The 12,520-nt window shown below is 73.8% G+C and carries 11 protein-coding genes; 6 read left to right on the top strand and 5 right to left on the bottom strand.

Going from position 1 to position 12,520, the window contains the following annotated elements; all coding sequences use genetic code 11:
* Nucleotides 1–37 precede the first annotated feature (37 nt).
* Nucleotides 38–1,438 carry a CoA transferase gene (locus ACIHAA_RS28675; protein WP_399822173.1) on the top strand — a complete coding sequence of 467 codons (1,401 nt, stop codon included), beginning with the start codon at nt 38–40 and terminating at the stop codon, nt 1,436–1,438.
* A 318-nt stretch (nt 1,439–1,756) separates the two neighbouring features.
* Here ACIHAA_RS28675 and ACIHAA_RS28670 read toward each other — a convergent pair whose 3' ends face one another.
* A complete protein-coding gene (locus ACIHAA_RS28670; protein ID WP_399822172.1) occupies nt 1,757–2,803 on the bottom strand; it encodes a zinc-dependent alcohol dehydrogenase family protein in 1,047 nt (348 codons plus the stop codon).
* A gap of 122 nt (nt 2,804–2,925) precedes the next feature.
* On the bottom strand, nt 2,926–3,663 hold the full coding sequence (locus ACIHAA_RS28665) for a VIT family protein (RefSeq protein WP_399822170.1): 738 nt from the start codon (nt 3,661–3,663) through the stop codon (nt 2,926–2,928).
* Between the two features lie 440 nt (nt 3,664–4,103).
* Here ACIHAA_RS28665 and ACIHAA_RS28660 point away from each other — a divergent pair, with 440 nt between their 5' ends.
* The 4 genes from ACIHAA_RS28660 (at nt 4,104) to ACIHAA_RS28645 (ending at nt 8,591) form a co-directional block, all read left to right on the top strand.
* The gene (locus ACIHAA_RS28660; RefSeq protein WP_399822168.1) at nt 4,104–5,087 is read left to right on the top strand and encodes a DEDDh family exonuclease; all 984 of its coding nucleotides are present in this window, start codon (nt 4,104–4,106) and stop codon (nt 5,085–5,087) included.
* A gap of 68 nt (nt 5,088–5,155) precedes the next feature.
* Nucleotides 5,156–5,944, top strand: a complete 789-nt coding sequence (locus ACIHAA_RS28655) for an SURF1 family protein (protein ID WP_399822166.1) — start codon at nt 5,156–5,158, stop codon at nt 5,942–5,944.
* Between the two features lie 101 nt (nt 5,945–6,045).
* Nucleotides 6,046–7,851: a glycoside hydrolase family 15 protein gene (locus ACIHAA_RS28650; RefSeq protein WP_399822165.1), complete on the top strand. Its 1,806-nt coding sequence runs from the start codon at nt 6,046–6,048 to the stop codon at nt 7,849–7,851.
* Nucleotides 7,836–8,591, top strand: coding sequence for an SDR family oxidoreductase (locus tag ACIHAA_RS28645; RefSeq protein ID WP_399822163.1), 756 nt, complete (start codon nt 7,836–7,838; stop codon nt 8,589–8,591). The genes ACIHAA_RS28650 and ACIHAA_RS28645 overlap by 16 nt, the downstream gene beginning before the upstream one ends.
* A gap of 73 nt (nt 8,592–8,664) precedes the next feature.
* Here ACIHAA_RS28645 and ACIHAA_RS28640 read toward each other — a convergent pair whose 3' ends face one another.
* From ACIHAA_RS28640 to ACIHAA_RS28630, 3 genes are all read right to left on the bottom strand, one after another.
* Nucleotides 8,665–9,456 (bottom strand): enoyl-CoA hydratase/isomerase family protein, encoded by a 792-nt coding sequence (locus tag ACIHAA_RS28640; RefSeq protein ID WP_399822162.1) that lies wholly within the window; start codon nt 9,454–9,456, stop codon nt 8,665–8,667.
* A 133-nt stretch (nt 9,457–9,589) separates the two neighbouring features.
* Nucleotides 9,590–9,811 (bottom strand): helix-turn-helix domain-containing protein, encoded by a 222-nt coding sequence (locus tag ACIHAA_RS28635; protein WP_019885249.1) that lies wholly within the window; start codon nt 9,809–9,811, stop codon nt 9,590–9,592.
* Between the two features lie 388 nt (nt 9,812–10,199).
* Nucleotides 10,200–11,798 carry an ABC-F family ATP-binding cassette domain-containing protein gene (locus ACIHAA_RS28630; RefSeq protein ID WP_399822160.1) on the bottom strand — a complete coding sequence of 533 codons (1,599 nt, stop codon included), beginning with the start codon at nt 11,796–11,798 and terminating at the stop codon, nt 10,200–10,202.
* Nucleotides 11,799–12,090: 292 nt separating this feature from the next.
* Between ACIHAA_RS28630 and ACIHAA_RS28625 the strand changes: the two genes are divergently transcribed.
* Entirely contained in the window at nt 12,091–12,519 is a 429-nt protein-coding gene (locus tag ACIHAA_RS28625) for a VOC family protein (RefSeq protein ID WP_399822242.1), read from the top strand.
* The last annotated feature ends 1 nt before the right edge of the window (nt 12,520 follow it).

Raw genomic sequence — 12,520 nt, 5'->3', positions numbered from 1 at the left:
CTTGCCGTGCCGCCCGGTGCACCCGCATAGTGCCTTCATGATCAATACGTTTGGTGCATGGGAGGCGCTGGGCGGGGATCCCGCGCTGGTGGACGGCGTCTCGGCGGTGGTGCGGGAGGGGACGCTGCCGTCGCGGCTGCCCGTGCGGGAGCGGGCGCGGGCCTGCGTCGGGGCCTGTGCGCTGGCCGCGGCCGAATGGGGCGCACGGCGGGCCGGGCTGTCGGCCGTGCCCGGGGTCCGGGTGGACGACGGGGCCGTGGCCGCGGCCTTCCTGAGTGAGCGGCAGCTGCGGGTCGACGGCCGCGCACCGGTCAACTTCGCACCGCTGTCCCGGTTCTGGCGCGGCGCGGACGGCTGGGTGCGGACGCACGCCAACTATCCGCACCACCGTCAGCGGCTGCTCGACGCCCTGGGGCTGGCGGCGGACGCGTCCGTGGAGACCGTGGCCGAGGCGATCGCCGCGCGCCCGGCGGTCGAGGTGGAGGACCTCGTCTACGCGGCCGGGGGGCTCGCGGTGGCGATGCGTACGCCCGGGGAGTGGGCGGCGCATGAGCAGGGGCGCGCGGTGGCAGCGCGTCCGCTGGTGGAGCGCGAGCGGCTCGACAAGGCGCCCGGGCGCCCCCTGGTTCCGCTGGACCGGTCCGCCGGGTCACCGCTGCTGCCCGCCGCCGGGCTGCGGGTGCTGGACCTCACCCGGGTGATCTCGGGCCCGGTGGCCACCCGCACCCTGGCCCTGCTCGGCGCGGACGTACTGCGGATCGACAGCCCGCGGCTGCCGGAACTCCCCGACCAGCACGCCGACCTGGACGCCGGGAAGCGGTCCGCGCTGCTCGACCTGGCGGCGCCCGCCGACCGGCGGACCTTCGAGGAGCTGCTGGCGGAGGCCGATGTGGTCGTCACCGGCTACCGGCCCGGCGCCCTGGACCGGTGGGGGCTCGCCCCGGAGCAGCTGGCCGGGCGACGGCCGGGGCTAGTGGTGGCGCAGGTGTCGGCGTGGGGCGCGTACGGGCCCTGGGGCGGGCGGCGGGGATTCGACAGCCTGGTGCAGGTCGCCACCGGGATCGCGCTGACCGAGGGGTCGGCCGGGCAGCCCGGTGCCCTGCCCGCGCAGGCCCTGGACCACGGCACGGGATATCTGCTGGCCGCGGCGGTCCTCAGGTCCCTCACCGAGCAGACCGAGGAGGGCGGCACCCGGCTCGTACGGCTGGCGCTCGCGCGGACGGCGGCCTGGCTGACGCAGGGCACGGGCCACGGAACCGGGCCGGACGGCCCGGCCGCCGCGTACGACGGACCGGAGCCGTGGCTCGCGGAGCGGGACAGCGGGCTGGGGCGGCTGCGGTACGCCCTGCCGCCGGTGCGTTTCGAGGACGGCCCGTCCGACTGGGCACGGCCGCCCGGCCCCTGGGGCGAGGACACGGCACGCTGGGACAGGCCGTAGACACTGCGGGGGGGCCTGCGGGCACCCACCCGGCCCGGCACGCACCCGGCTCGGCGCGCCGCCGGGCTGGGTCCGGACCGGCGGCGCACGCCCGGCGTGGCTCAGACCGGGCGGCGCACGCCCGGCCCGCCGTGAACCGGCGGCGCGCAGCGGCATGCGTCACCGCACCGGCGCGGTCCGGCCGGGTGCACCCGGACCTGCTCGGAGCCGGTGCGCGTGCCCGGTCCGGCACGGAGCGGGGTGGGTGCACCCGGACCGGCCCGGAGCCGGGTAGGCGCACCCGGTCCGGCTTCGAGCCAGGTGTGTGCCCGGGTGGGGTCAGTCGTGGGTGACCAGGACCTTCAGGGCCGTGCGCTCGTCCATCGCGCGGTAGCCCTCGGGCACGCCCTCGAGGTCGACCGTGCGGTCGAAGACCGGGGAGGGGTCGATGGTGCCGTCGAGGACGTCGGGCAGCAGCTCGGGGATGTAGGAGCGCACCGGCGCGACACCGCCGCGCAGGGCTATGTTCCGGTCGAACATCACGCCGAGATCGAGTCCGGTGCCGCTGCCGTGCGGGACGCCGACGAAGCCGATGGCGCCGCCGTCGCGGGTGATGTTCACGGCGGTCCGCATGGACTGCTCGGTGCCGACGGCCTCGACCACGGCGTGCGCGCCCTGGCCGCGGGTCAGCTCCCGGACTGCCTCCACGGCGGCGTCCCCGCGTTCGGCGACCACCTCGGTGGCGCCGAAGCGGCGGGCGATGTCCGTACGGGCCTGGTGGCGCCCCAGCGCGATGATCCGCTCGGCACCGAGCCGCTTGGCGGCCAGCACGGCGCACAGGCCGACGGCCCCGTCGCCGACCACGGCGACCGTGGCCCCGGGGCGGGCGCCCGCGCCGAGGGCGGCGTGGTGCCCGGTGCCCAGGACGTCGGAGAGCGTCAGCAGCGCGGACAGCAGCCGGTCGTCGGAGGCGGCCTCGCCGGGCAGCCGGACCAGGGTGCCGTCGGCGTGGGGCACGCGCACGGCCTCGCCCTGGCCGCCGTCGTGGCCGACCGTGCCCCAGAAGCCGCCGTGCTCGCAGGAGGTGGTGAGCCCCTCGCGGCAGTAGTCGCAGACGCCGTCGGACCACATGAAGGGCGCGACCACCAGGTCACCGCGGCGGACACCGCTGACCTCGGAGCCGGTCTCCTCCACGAAGCCGAGGAACTCGTGCCCGATCCGCTGCCCCGGCTGCCGGGCCGCCTCACCGCGGTACGCCCACAGGTCGCTGCCGCAGATACAGGACCGCAGTACGCGTACGACCGCGTCCGTGGGCTGCTGCACCACGGGCTCGGGCACGTCCTCCACCCGCATGTCGAAGGGAGCGTGAATGGTGGTGGCGCGCATGGCGAGGATCCTTCTCGTGCGGTCTTCCGGGTGCGCCCGGGGGGGTGGTCGAGCGCACTTCACGGTACGCCGTCGCCGGGTGCGGACCCGCACCCAGGGGGACCTGGTCCCGCGCCCCGCGGTCAGGCCCCCGCGGCGCCCAGCAGTGCCCCCGCCGCGTAGGTGACCCCCATCGCCAGCGCCCCGCCCGCCACGTTCCGCAGCACCGCGCGCCCCGGCGCCGCCGCGCCCAGGCGGGCGCCGGACCAGCCGGTGACGACCAGGGCGGCCAGGACGGACAGGACCGTCACCGGAAGCCGCCGGCCCGCGGGCGGCAGCACGATGGCGAGGAGGGGCAGCAGCGCGCCCACCGTGAAGGCGAGGAAGCTGGCCGCCGCCGCGTGCCAGGGGTTCGTCAGCGCGTCGGGGTCGATGCCCAGCTCCACCTGGGCGTGGGCGCGCAGCGCGTCCCGCTCCGTCAGCTGGACGGCCGCGTCCCGGGCCACCTGCCGCGTCAGACCGCGCCGCTGGAGCAGTTCCGTCAGCTCCGCGAGTTCCGCCTCCGGCTGCTCCGTCAGTTCCCGCCGCTCCAGGGCCAGTGCCGCCCGCTCCGAGTCCCGCTGGGTCGACACGGAGACGTACTCGCCCGCGGCCATCGACATGGACCCGGCGAGCAGACCCGCCAGCCCCGCCGTGAGCAGCGCCGCGCGGTCGGTGGTGGCGCCCGCGACGCCGACGACGAGACCCGCGGTGGACACGATGCCGTCGTTGGCGCCGAGCACCGCGGCCCGCAGCCAGTTCAACCGGGAGCCGAGCGCGCCGTCGTGGGGCTCATGGGCCGGGCCGCCCGCGGGCGGCGTGCCGGGGACCGCATCGTTCACGCCGGGAGGGTCTCATTCGGGCGAGGAGGGAGCGGCGGGCCACGCCGAGGGGCGCCCGGGAGATTCCGATCGGCCGGCGCCGGTACCGGTGCCGGTGACTGCGCGGACGTCCGGCCCCGCGGCGGACGGCGCGTCCCGGCTCCACCCCGGCTCGGGGCCCGGCTTCCGGCTCCTCACGCACGCCGCCGCACACCCGTGTTGGGCAAAACGCCTGGAAACGGACGGAGTTCGGCGCGGTGGGAGTCCTCCCTCGGGGCGGCCGACCGCAGTACCGGGACCGCTTCCCGGCGCGCCGGACGGCACACCCGCGCCACGGGGGCGTGAACTCCGAGGCGCCACAGCGGGGTTGTGCGCACCCCGGCGCGAGGGCCGCGCGGCGCGCGCTCGGCCGGACCGGGCGGGCGGACCGCTGTCGGTCGCGGCCCGTATCCTCAATGACCATGCTCGAAGACCGTACGACCGCAGTGCCCTCCCCCGGGGAATGGCCGGCCGCGTATCCGAAGGGATACGCGGTCGTTGACGTGGAGACCACCGGCCTGGCCCGGGACGACCGGATCGTCTCCGCCGCCGTCTACCGGCTGGACGCGCGCGGCGAGGTCGAGGACCACTGGTACACGATGGTCAACCCGGAGCGGGACCCGGGTCCGGTGTGGATCCACGGGCTGTCGGGCGACATGCTCGAAGGGGCTCCGCTCTTCGGGGACATCGCCGAGGAGTTCGCCTCCCGGCTGGCGGACCGGGTGCTTGTCGCGCACAACGCCGTCTTCGACTGGCAGATGATCGCGCGGGAGTACGCCCGTGCGCGGCGCGAGGCGCCGGTGCGCCAGCGGCTGTGCACCATCGCGCTCTCCAAGGAGCTGGGCCTTCCGCTGGCCAATCACAAGCTGGAGTCGCTGGCGGCGCACTTCGGCGTGGTCCAGCAGCGGGCGCACCACGCGCTCGACGACGCGCGGGTGCTGGCGGAGGCCTTCCGGCCCAGCCTGCGGGCCGCGGCGGCGGGCGGAGTGCGGCTGCCGCTGCTGGAGTGCCTGCCGCTGACCGAGTGGACGGACCGGCCCGCGCCGCTCATCGGACGCCAGCCGGGCGGCCACGGCGGATACCGGTCGGGCAACTGGCGGCCGTCCCGCAAAAGGCCCGTATGCCCCCACCCCAATCCGGGCCGCTACGAAGAGGGCAAACCGCTCAAGCAGGGCATGCGGGTCGCCTTCTCCGGGGACACCTCGGTCGACCGGGAGCTGCTGGAGGACCGGGCGGCCGAGGCCGGGCTCCATGTGGCGACGAGCCTGTCCCGGCTGACCAGCCTGTTGGTCACCAACGATCCGGACTCGGGCACCTCGAAGGTGGTCAAGGCCCGGCAGTACGGCACGCCCGTGCTGGACGAGGCGGCGTTCGGCCAGCTGCTGCGGGACGTCGAACCGGCGTAGCGCACCGCGCCCGCGCCGAGGGCCACCCCCGTGGCGGTGCTCCGCGTCCCGAGTTGTACGGTCGTGGGGTGTACCGCTTCCTGTTGTCCCGGCAATGGGTGATCCTCACCCTTGTCGCCATCGCGCTCGTCCCGACGATGATCGAGCTGGGCTTCTGGCAGCTGCACCGCCATGAGCACAAGGTCGCCCTGAACACGGTCATCGGGGACTCACTGGCGGCCACGCCCGTCCCGGCGGAGTCGCTCACCTCGCCCGGTGCGACGGTCGCACACAAGGACCTCTACCGCCGCGTGACGGCCAAGGGCTCCTTCGACACCGCGCACGAGGTCGTGGTGCGCCGCCGTACCAACGCCGACGGCGAGGTGGGCTACCACGTGCTGACCCCCTTCGTCCTCGACGACGGCAAGGTGCTGCTGGTCAACCGCGGCTGGATCCCGGCGAACGGCGCGCAGACCGCCTTCCCCAGCATCCCCGCGCCCGCCCGGGGCGAGATCACCGTCACGGGACGGCTGATGCCGGACGAGACGACCGCGGAGAGCGGCATCAAGAATGTCCAGGGGCTGCCGGACCGCCAGATCATGCTGATCAGCAGCGGCCAGCAGGCGCTGAGCCTGGGCAAGCAGGTCCTCGGCGGCTATATCGAGCTGACCGCCCCGGCGCCGAAGGGCGGCAGCCCCGAGCTGCTGCCCGACCCCGAGCACAGCGACATCGGCCCGCACATGGCCTACGCGGTCCAGTGGTGGCTGTTCTCGGCGGGCGTCCCCTTCGGCTGGTTCGTCCTGGCCCGCAGGGAGGCCCGCGACCGCGCCGAGGCGGCACGACGGCCCGCCGAGGAACCGGAACCGGCCGCGGTCTGACCTTCCCGTCGGCTGCGGCCGCCGCCCCGGCCGGTAGGCCGACCGGACCACCGCGCCGCCCGTACTGATTCGCCGCGCGGCGCTCCGGGAAACCGCACCCCGTGCATCCCCGGATCGAGGACTACGCGCTCATCGGCGACGAGCAGACCGCCGCCCTGGTCGGCCGCGACGGCTCCGTCGACTGGCTGTGCCTGCCCCGTTTCGACTCGCCCGCCTGCTTCGCGCGGCTGCTCGGCGACGAGGAGAACGGCCACTGGACCATCGCCCCCGAGGGCGCCGGACCGTGCACCCGCCGCGCCTACCGCCACGACACCCTCGTCCTCGACTCCGAGTGGGACACCCCCGACGGCTCGGTCCGCCTCACCGACTTCATGCCGCAGCGGGACCGCGCCCCCGACCTGATCCGGGTGATCGAGGGCCTGGAGGGCAGCGTGACCCTGCGCGGACGGCTCCGGCTCCGCTTCGACTACGGCTCGATCGTGCCGTGGGTGCGCCGGACCGACGGCGACCGGCTGGCCGTCGCGGGGCCCGACGCGGTGTGGCTGCGCAGCCACCCCCAGGTGCGCACCTGGGGAAAGGGCCTCGCCACCCACTCCGAGTTCACCGTCCGCAAGGGCGAGAGGGTCGCGTTCGTGCTCACCTGGCACCCCTCGCACCGGGCACGGCCCCCGCTGATCGACCCGGACGAGGCACTGGCGAACAGCGTCGAGGACTGGCGCGCCTGGGCGGCCCGCTGCCGCTACCGCGGCCCGCACCGGGACATCGTGGTGCGCTCCCTCATCACGCTCAAGGCCCTCACCCACGCACCCACCGGCGGGATCGTCGCCGCCCCCACCACCTCGCTGCCGGAGTGGCCGGGCGGCGAGCGCAACTGGGACTACCGCTACAGCTGGCTGCGTGACTCGACGCTCACCCTGGAGGCGCTGCTGGCGGCCGGGTACCACGAGGAGGCCCAGGCCTGGCGCGACTGGCTGCTGCGCGCGGTGGCGGGCGACCCCGCGGACCTCCAGATCATGTACGGGCTGTCGGGCGAGCGGCGGCTGCCCGAGTACGAGCTGCCGTGGCTGGCCGGTTTCCGGGACTCGGTACCGGTCCGGATCGGCAACGACGCGGTCAGACAGCGCCAGCTGGACGTCTACGGCGAGGTCATCGACTCGCTGTCGCTGGCGCAGCGGGCGGGCCTGCCGGTGCGGCCGCACATGTGGCGGGTGCAGTGCGCGCTGATGGAGTTCCTGCGCACGGCCTGGCGGGAGCCGGACGCGGGACTGTGGGAGGTGCGCGGCGAACTGCGCCACTTCGTGTACTCCAAGGTGATGGCCTGGGTGGCCGCCGACCGGGCGGTCCGCACCCTGGAGTCCGACCCCGCCCTGGAGGGCGATCTGAGCGGCTGGCGGGCGATGCGGGACGAGGTGCACCAGGAGGTGTGCGAGCGCGGCTACGACCCCGGCCGCAACACGTTCACGCAGTACTACGGCTCCCGCGCGCTCGATGCCTCGCTGCTGCTGATCCCCCGGGTGGGCTTTCTGCCGGGCGACGACCCCCGGGTGACCGGCACCATCGACGCGGTGCGCGCGGAGCTGTCGGCCGACGGGCTGCTGCGCCGGTACAGCACGGAGGGCTCCGAGGTGGACCCGCTGCCCGGCAGCGAGGGCGCCTTCCTGGTCTGCTCCTTCTGGCTGGCCCAGGCGCTGCACCACGCGGGCCGCTCGGCGGAGGCCCGGGAGCTGTTCGACCGGCTGGTGGGGCTCTGCAACGACGTCGGTCTGCTCGCCGAGGAGTACGACCCCGGGGCCGGGTGCCAGCTCGGGAACTTCCCCCAGGCGTTCAGCCACCTCGGTCTGGTGGGCACCGCCCTCGCCCTGTACGGGGACCGCACGGCAGGATGGGGGCCATGGATCTTGGACTGAGGGACCGGGTGTACGTCGTCACCGGCGGCACCCGCGGACTGGGCAACGCGGCCGCGCGGGAACTGGTCGCCGACGGGGCGAAGGTGGTCCTCACGGGCCGCGACGCGGACCGGGCCGCGGAGGCGGCGGCCGCGCTGGGCGCCAACGCCGTGGGGGTGGCCGTCGACAACGCCGACCCGGAGGCACCGGCCCGGCTGGTGGCCGCGGCCCGCGAGCACTTCGGCCGCTTCGACGGCATCCTGATCAGCGTCGGCGGTCCCCCGCCCGGCTATCTCACCGACACCACGGACGAGCAGTGGGCGGCCGCCTTCGACTCGGTCTTCCTGGGCGCGGTGCGACTGGCCCGCCGGGCCGCCGAGGAGCTGCGCGAGGGCGGGGTGATCGGTTTTGTGCTGTCCGGTTCCGTGTACGAGCCGATTCCGGGTCTGACCATCTCCAACGGCCTGCGCCCCGGCCTCGCGGGCTTCGCCAAGTCCATCTCGGACGAGCTGGGTCCGCACGGCATCCGGGTCGTCGGGCTGCTTCCGGGGCGGATCGACACCGACCGGGTGCGGGAACTGGACGCCCTCTCGGCCGACCCGGCGGCGACGCGCACGGCCAACGAGACCCGGATCCCACTGCGCCGCTACGGCACTCCGGAGGAGTTCGGCCGCGCCGCGGCGTTTCTGCTGTCACCGGCCGCCTCATACCTGACGGGCATCATGCTGCCGGTGGACGGCGGCTTCCGGCACGGCTTCTGACCTGATTCCGCACCGCCGTGCCCTTCGGCGTGGCGGTGCGGCGGGCACCCCCCGGGGGGTACGGCGTCGTGCCTCAGTCGCCGGTACCGGCCAGGTCTCGCAGTCGGCGGGCCTGTGCGGTGCGCTCCGCGGCGCGCTGCTCCTCGTAGGAACGGTCCTGCGCACCGCGCAGCAGTGCCTTGGTCTCGATGACCGCCTGCCGGTCCGCGGCGAGCAGCGCGGAGGCCAGATCGCGGGCGGCGGCGTCGAGTTCCCCGCGCGGTACGGAGATGTTCGCGAGTCCGGACGCCACGGCCTCCTCGGCCAGGACGAAGCGGCCCGTCGCGCAGATCTCCAGCGCCCGGGCATAGCCGACCAGGCTCACCAGCGGATGGGTGCCGGTGAGGTCCGGGACCAGTCCGAGGCTGGTCTCGCGCATGGCGAACTGCACATCGTCCGCCACCACCCTCAGATCGCAGGCCAGCGCGAGCTGGAACCCCGCGCCGATGGCATGGCCCTGCACCGCGGCGATGGACACGATGTCGTTCCGCCGCCACCAGGTGAAGGCCTCCTGGAACCCGGCGATGCTCGCGTCCAGTTCGGCGTCGCCGCTGCGCGCGAGATCGACGAAGGTCGGTTCGCCGGGAATGCCCTCGGGGGTGAACATCTGGCGGTCGAGTCCGGCCGAGAACGACTTGCCCTCGGCACGCAGCACGACCACGCGCACGGAACCGGGCAGCGCGCGTCCGGCCTCTGCCAGCGCGCGCCACAGAGCCGGGCTCTGCGCATTGCGCTTGTCGGGGTTGGTCAAGGTCACCGTGGCGAGCGTGTCGTCGACGGTGAGCTGTACGCCGTCCTTGTCGAGTACCGGGTCGAGCGAAGCCATGCGGCGCCTCCGAGGGGTGCGGTCAGGCGTGGACGCCCTGCGAGGACATCCACAAGTGACTGCACAGTAACCACCCGGTCGATCACCCGACCGACCGGGTGGCCACCGCGGAAAGCCGATGGGCCGCCCGGCGTCAGGCCGTCGGGGCCTTCTTGCCCCGCGTCGCTCCGCCACGCCCTCGCAGCGTGACGCCCGACTCACTGAGCATCCGGTGCACAAAGCCATACGAGCGGCCGGTTTCCTCGGCCAGCGCCCGGATGCTCGCACCGGAGTCGTACTTCTTCTTCAGGTCTGCCGCGAGCTTGTCGCGCGCGGCGCCGGTCACCCGGCTGCCCTTCTTCAGAGTCTCGGCCACCCGTGCCTCCTCATGGGAAGTGCGCTCTGGTCTCCTCATGATCACCCCTCGGGGGCGGGATGGCCACCCATTCGGCAAGGTCGGTGCCACAAGCTTGTGACGACAGGAGCGCGTCCCCACGAGTGGAATCCGGGGTTCCGCCCGGTCGCATCCGTACGCCCGAACGGGTTCATCCGGGAACTACCAGGTCAGCGATCCACAACGGCCCAGCCCTTGGGACAAAAGGGCTGGGCCGTGATCTGCGGGGAGGACACGCCCTGGTACGAGGAGATCTCACGCAGATGATGGATCACGGATCGGCCGAATGATCCATCCGCGGGGGATCACTGTGCGGCCGGAGTGCGGCCGGGGTGCGGTCGGGCCGGTGCCGGCCGCATGGGCGCGGGGCTCAGGCGAGGGTGACGAGGTCGGCGTAGTCCGCGCCCCAGAGGTCCTCGACACCGTCGGGCAGCAGGATGATCCGCTCCGGCTGGAGCGCCTCGACCGCGCCCTCGTCGTGGGTGACCAGGACGACGGAGCCCTTGTAGGTGCGCAGCGCCCCGAGGATCTCCTCGCGGCTGGCCGGGTCGAGGTTGTTGGTGGGCTCGTCGAGCAGCAGCACGTTCGCGGACGACACCACGAGGGTGGCGAGGGCGAGACGGGTCTTCTCACCGCCGGAGAGCACACCGGCGGGCTTGTCGACGTCGTCACCGGAGAACAGGAAGGAGCCGAGCACCTTGCGGACCTCGACCAGGTCCATGTCGGGTGCGGCGGAGCGCATGTTCTCCAGGACCGTGCGGTCCGGGTCGAGGGTCTCGTGCTCCTGGGCGTAGTAGCCGAGCTTGAGGCCGTGACCGGGGACGACCCCGCCGGTGTCCGGCTGCTCGACACCCGCGAGCAGCCGCAGCAGGGTGGTCTTTCCGGCACCGTTGAGCCCGAGGATCACGACCCGGGAGCCCTTGTCGATGGCCAGGTCGACATCGGTGAAGATCTCCAGCGAGCCGTACGACTTCGACAGGCCCTCCGCCATCAGCGGGGTCTTGCCGCAGGGCGCGGGATCCGGGAAGCGGAGCTTGGCGACCTTGTCGGACTGGCGCACGGCCTCCAGGCCGGAGAGCAGCTTGTCGGCGCGGCGGGCCATGTTCTGCGCGGCGACCGTCTTGGTGGCCTTGGCGCGCATCTTGTCCGCCTGCGCGTTCAGCGCCGCCGCCTTCTTCTCGGCGTTCTGCCGCTCGCGCCTGCGGCGCTTCTCGTCGGCCTCGCGCTGCTGCTGGTAGAGCTTCCAGCCCATGTTGTAGACGTCGATCCCGGCGCGGTTGGCGTCCAGGTAGAAGACCTTGTTGACGACCGTCTCGACCAGGTCGACGTCGTGCGAGATGACGATGAAGCCGCCGCGGTAGGACTTCAGATAGTCGCGGAGCCAGACGATCGAGTCGGCGTCGAGGTGGTTGGTCGGCTCGTCGAGCAGCAGGGTGTCCGCGTCGGAGAACAGGATGCGGGCCAGCTCGATCCGGCGGCGCTGACCGCCGGAGAGGGTGTGCAGCGGCTGGCCGAGCACCCGGTCGGGCAGGTTGAGCGCGGCGGCGATGGTGGCGGCCTCGGCCTCGGCGGCGTACCCGCCCTTGGTGAGGAACTCGGTCTCCTGGCGCTCGTACTGCTTGAGGGCCTTGTCGCGGGTGGCGCCCTGGCCGTTGGCGATGCGCTGCTCGTTCTCGCGCATCTTGCGGATCAGCACGTCGAGGCCGCGGGCGGAGAGGACGCGGTCGCGGGCCAGCACGTCCAGGTCGCCGGTGCGGGGGTCCTGCGGGAGGTAGCCGACCTCGCCGGAGCGGGTGACGGTGCCCGCGGCGGGGATGCCCTCACCGGCGAGGACCTTGGTCAGGGTGGTCTTGCCGGCGCCGTTGCGGCCGACGAGTCCGATGCGGTCGCCCTTGGCGACACGGAAGCTGGCGTTCTCGATGAGGATGCGGGCACCGGCGCGCAGCTCGATACCGGAGGCGGAAATCACGGACAGACTCCTGGACTGGGCCCCTGCTCGAACGGACCCGCACGGAGTCGGGAGCTGGGGGATGGTGGCGGGAAGGGCGGCTGAGGACGTTCCCGCTGTCTAATGCGCGAGGAGAATGGCCATGGGCCCCAGTCTAACGGGGGCCTGCAAGCGCTTTACCCGGCAGGCGGCCGTTCCCCGGTGTGACGGGGACGACCCTCCTGGGCCGTCCGGGCCCGCAGTCGGCGCCGGGGCCGCTGCCAGACTGGGGGCGGGCCGGGTTCCCGGCCGGACTGCGGGAGGGGTGAGCGGAATGGCGGGCATGGGCGTCAGGCGTCCGAGCATCTGTCCGACGCTGCTGTACGCGGACGCCAAGGCCGCGATCAGACAGCTCACGGAGGCGTTCGGCTTCACCGAGCTGTCGGTCTACGAGAGCCACGAGGCCGACGGCGCGGACGGCACGGTGCTCCACGCCGAGCTGGTACTGGGCAACGGGGTGGTGATGCTCGGCTCGAAGGGGCGCGGCGGCCCCTTCGACGAGGCCATGGAGGGGGCGGGCCCGTCCGCGGTGTACGCCGTGGTGGACGACGTCGACGCCCACCACCGGCAGGCCGCGGAGCACGGGGCGGAGATCCTGGTGCCCCCGACGGACCAGGAGTACGGCTCCCGGGAGTATCTGGCCCGCGATGTCGGGGGCAACCTCTGGAGCTTCGGCACCTACGGCCCCGAGACCACCCTCTGAG

Origin of the sequence: Streptomyces sp. NPDC052040 (assembly GCF_044548405.1) — a bacterium.
Lineage (GTDB): Bacteria > Actinomycetota > Actinomycetes > Streptomycetales > Streptomycetaceae > Streptomyces.
This window is presented reverse-complemented; position numbering and strand designations above follow the sequence as displayed.

Excerpts from the sequence above, each read along its gene's own strand:
- ACIHAA_RS28675 (WP_399822173.1), top strand. The coding sequence starts at position 38 with ATGATCAATACGTTTGGTGCATGGGAGGCGCTGGGCGGGGATCCCGCG.
- ACIHAA_RS28670 (WP_399822172.1), bottom strand. The coding sequence starts at position 2,803 with ATGCGCGCCACCACCATTCACGCTCCCTTCGACATGCGGGTGGAGGAC.
- ACIHAA_RS28660 (WP_399822168.1), top strand. The coding sequence starts at position 4,104 with ATGCTCGAAGACCGTACGACCGCAGTGCCCTCCCCCGGGGAATGGCCG.
- ACIHAA_RS28645 (WP_399822163.1), top strand. The coding sequence starts at position 7,836 with ATGGATCTTGGACTGAGGGACCGGGTGTACGTCGTCACCGGCGGCACC.
- ACIHAA_RS28640 (WP_399822162.1), bottom strand. The coding sequence starts at position 9,456 with ATGGCTTCGCTCGACCCGGTACTCGACAAGGACGGCGTACAGCTCACC.
- ACIHAA_RS28625 (WP_399822242.1), top strand. The coding sequence starts at position 12,091 with ATGGCGGGCATGGGCGTCAGGCGTCCGAGCATCTGTCCGACGCTGCTG.